The sequence below is a fragment of the Chroococcidiopsis sp. CCALA 051 genome (assembly GCF_003015105.1).
Classification (GTDB): Bacteria; Cyanobacteriota; Cyanobacteriia; order Cyanobacteriales; family Chroococcidiopsidaceae; genus Chroococcidiopsis; species Chroococcidiopsis thermalis.
This window is the reverse complement of record NZ_PYCI01000246.1, coordinates 1-3182: the sequence shown is the minus strand read 5'-3', so window position 1 is coordinate 3182 and position 3182 is coordinate 1. Positions and strand designations below refer to the sequence as shown.

3 protein-coding genes are annotated in these 3182 nt (G+C 40.8%); all 3 read right to left on the bottom strand.

Annotation, left to right across the window (positions count from 1 at the left end; translation table 11 throughout):
- Positions 1–89: 89 nt before the first annotated feature.
- The 3 genes from C7Y66_RS30220 to C7Y66_RS30210 are packed head-to-tail and all read right to left on the bottom strand — an operon-like array spanning position 90 to position 2787.
- Positions 90–773 (bottom strand): cyanoexosortase A system-associated protein, encoded by a 684-nt coding sequence (locus C7Y66_RS30220; RefSeq protein WP_106548357.1) that lies wholly within the window; start codon positions 771–773, stop codon positions 90–92.
- Complete coding sequence (gene crtA / locus C7Y66_RS30215) at positions 770–1645, bottom strand: cyanoexosortase A (protein WP_146149917.1); 876 nt, start codon at positions 1643–1645, stop codon at positions 770–772. The genes C7Y66_RS30220 and crtA overlap by 4 nt, the downstream gene beginning before the upstream one ends.
- Before the next feature lie 11 nt (positions 1646–1656).
- Entirely contained in the window at positions 1657–2787 is a 1131-nt protein-coding gene (locus tag C7Y66_RS30210) for an aldo/keto reductase (RefSeq protein ID WP_106548355.1), read from the bottom strand.
- Positions 2788–3182: the final 395 nt, after the last annotated feature.

Sequence of the window (3182 nt, the reverse complement as noted above, 5' to 3'; positions counted from 1 at the left end):
AGAGTTGCCAAGCTGAGGAAGTTGGGGAAGCTGAGGGAGCAATTCTAGTCACTAGACACCAACCACTAATCACTCTTTACTGATGACTGTTAAATTGGAGGAAAGCGAGAACTCCACCACTTATACGAAGAAAACCAAGCCTGTTCTAAAGTAGAGTAAGCTTCAGATGTAGGCTGCTTTAAGGGTAAAGATAAATGAGTCCAAATGCAACGGTTATCTCTTAATTCTTGTCTTCCCAACAACCATAATGCAATTCGTGGAAATTGAAAATCATAGCGCAAGCGATTTGCATCAAATTGGGAAGAAGTAACCGTACTCCCACCACGAGAATTAATACACGCATTTAAATATGCTTTTTGTTGGTGTACGAAAACTGCGTAATAACCTAATTGTGGATTGTGGCGAATTTGCGGTGGAGATTGATTGGTTGGAAATGATAGATTAAGATCGTCTGCGATCGCTTGTTGTCCATCTCCTACAGTATTTAATTCATAGCGCGCATTAACATCGAGTAACAAGTCGTTTTGCTTGTATTGATAGCGTCTACCTGGAAATGCTACCTTACCATATGGTTCTTGTTCTACAATTCGATCTGGTAGCGGTTGACTTGCGACTTGCTGCCACTGTGGAAGAGGAACTGTAGCAGGAAATGTAAAAGGGGTAACTTTTCGCTTACCAATGTTTGAATCGAGTAACACTCGACTAGATACAAACAATACATTGACAAATGTGAAAATTAATAGCGGTGTTCGCCAGCGTTGCCAAAACTTCATAGTTCAGAAAGTTCTCTCTTGTCTGAATGTTCGGAAGGTAATCTTTTACTAGTTAAATAACAGAATCCTCCAAATAATAAAGTAGAAGTTAGAAAAAAGACTTGCGAACCCGTACCGACGTGCCAGTATTTAAATGTAGCTTCGGCTGTGTAAGCGTGTAAAATGGCTAGAATAGCGACTCGTACTCCATTGACAACAAAAGCGATCGCAACTGCGGCTAAAGGAACGAGGATTTTTTGAATTGTTTTCGTCGGAAACATGATTAAAAACAATACAGATAGTTTTAACAAGGGAAATATACTTTCCCAACCAGAACAGCCAGCGGCTACCTCTACAGCTTTGCCATTAGCTAGAACAATATTGACTCCCTCTCGATAAAACTCTACTCCTAAATAAGTTAAAATCAAAGAAGCAAAATTTGCCGTGTATAAAGCTAGAATTCCAATTCGATTAATAAGCAACTCTACGGGAATTGAAAAAGCAAAGATAATGAGTATTTCTTGCCAATAGTGATGTAATCTGTTTGCACCAGAAGCAAGTAAAACCAATCCTATAGCAGCGATAAAGGGAATAAAATGAAATAAATTGTCGAAACTAGTCATCCATAGACTTCTGAGGAGAACAAAGCCTAGAAGACTAAAGCCGAGGAAGCTAGAAACAATATCGCTTTGTAAAATTAATTTGTGGCGCTTTTCCCATATTAAAATTGCCACAGCCAACCAACAAAGAAGATTGAGAATAAATTGATTTGAATCGGCATTACTCCGCCAAATTAAACTTGCATGAATAGTCGCTATACCACTCGCGATCGCCATTAACCAAAACTGCGGTTGTTGTAGCGATCGCCATCCATTTTGGGAAAAAACTTTCATAAAATTACCAATTACCCCCACAACCTACGTCTAGGAGATCCATTCAAGCGATCGTGAGTATCAGATAACAATTGCGGAATATCTAATTGTTCGGGACAGCGTGGTAAACAATCACCACACTGAGTACATTTATTTGCTTTCATGCCAGGAAACCAGTGTCCGGCATTTTCAAACATTTGATAACGATATTTGCCGTACTCCTGCATATTGTATGCAATAGTCAGATTGCGCAGGCGCAAAACTTCGGGAATGTTGATTTTTTCAGGACAAGGTAAACATTTATAGCATTGACTACAGCGATCGCTTGCTAAAGTTGTAGCAGCATGAGTTTCTAAACGCTGTAATACTTTAATTTCTGCATCGGTTAGAGGTGCGTCGCACTCAGCGACTTGTAAAGGGACGTTTAACTCTTCTGGGGTGGCTGCACCGATGCTGAGGGTAGTAATACGGCGATCGCTCAGTAAAAAGCGATAGTTTAGTTCTAATGGAGAAAAAGGCTGGCACAAGTCTTTAAGTGTCTCTGGTGGAGTGTATAAGAGTCCTCCTTTATCCGCAGGAGAGATAATAAATACACCCATATCTTTAGTATGGGCGAGTTCTATTGCTGGGGCATGACGTTGAAAAAAGTAGTAATAATGTAGGTTGACGAATTCAAACAGATCGGTTGCGATCGCTGCCAGTATTACATCTAAAGATGCGTGAGTGGAAAAACCAACGTGTCTTACCCGTCCATCAGCAACAGCTTCCCGTACTGCTTGCATACAACCATTTGGTTGTTGTACGAGATCGAGATGTTCCCAAGTGTTAATTCCGTGAATTCCCAAGCAATCTAAATAATCGACTCCAATACGTTCTAAAGACTCATTGATGTAACAACGCATCGAGTCTGCATCTGTCGTAGGGGAAATTTTGGTTGTGATGTGAAGTTGGGAACGGGGGACAGGCAAACCTTTTTTCAGTGCTGCACCGAGATATAATTCGCTGTTACCATAGCCTCTAGCTGTTTCGATGTGATTGATTCCTAGTGCAACTGCGCGATCGATTGTTTTATAGGCATTTTCCTCCGAAGCCAAGTAACGCATCGTGCCTAACGAAAACACCGAAAGATTGAGATTCGTCTTGCCAAATCGTCGGTAGTGCATTGGTTCAGTCTGTACTAGGTTCAATCCCTAATGGGAGACAACTAAATTTCAACCATAGCGCAGCAGGCGATCTTATTCCAGCACTTCCAAAAAAAAAGTCAATTCCTAATAGGGAGATCGTTAAATTTCAACATGCACGGTGTAGCCTGTTCCTTTGGTTTCATTGCGGTTTCAATCCCTAATAGGGCGTTAATTAAATTTCAACCTAGAACGGCATCACCCATCGCCTTGATGGGAAAACTGTTTCAATCCCTAATAGGGCGTTAATTAAATTTCAACTAGTGAAACGTGGCTCATCAATTCTGCTAGAAACGTTTCAGGTAGTGGTATTTCGTAAAGGATGGAGAAAAACAGACTTGATTAACAACTGGATGGCTCTGCTTGAATCCTCTGGT